Source organism: Deinococcus sp. (assembly GCF_018260405.1).
Taxonomy (GTDB): Bacteria; Deinococcota; Deinococci; order Deinococcales; family Deinococcaceae; genus Deinococcus.
Genome location: NZ_JAGLBG010000274.1, coordinates 1 through 524, shown reverse-complemented (window position 1 = coordinate 524; position 524 = coordinate 1). Strand labels below are relative to the sequence as shown.

The 524-nt window shown below is 49.6% G+C and carries 1 protein-coding gene; it reads right to left on the bottom strand.

The window, feature by feature from the left end:
* A partial coding sequence (locus QZ269_RS13500; RefSeq protein ID WP_291427202.1) for a hypothetical protein occupies window positions 1–399 on the bottom strand: 399 nt, incomplete at its 3' end.
* Between the last annotated feature and the right edge of the window lie 125 nt (window positions 400–524).

The following is a 524-nucleotide window of genomic DNA, read 5'->3' as shown; positions in this document are numbered from 1 at the left end:
ACACGATTGAGGCAAAGGCTGATGCAGCGTCAGACGCATCTCGTAGATACGAATGGCCGCTTTCATGTCGTCAATAGCCCGATTTTTGGGAGTTGAAAAGTGTGAATCCGGCATGGTGGAAATGATTGATAGACCGTTTTCACTCTGAATATTCATAAATATCTTCTGGCCGTCTTTTGCTATTCCACAGGCACGCAATTTGAGTTTCTCCGGAACGCTGACGCCCAGGCTGGAACCACTCAGGCAACTGATGTAACCAGCAGGAAGCGGCTTTGTGGCTAAAACATTACTCAGTTGGTCGCCATATTCGTTAAGTAGTTTGCTGGTCAACTCCAAATCAGTCGTGGGTTGTGCCTGGGCCATACCGATACAGAAGAGAATTAAAGCAGTCTTTTTCATCCTTACTTCACCTCCGGCAATTCACTGACTTTCACGCGCCGCGCTCCGTTCACGTCGCTGAGCACGGCCAGATCCTTATTGAACAGGGCCGCGACTGTGTACGATTGGTCGGAGTCGTACCGGAC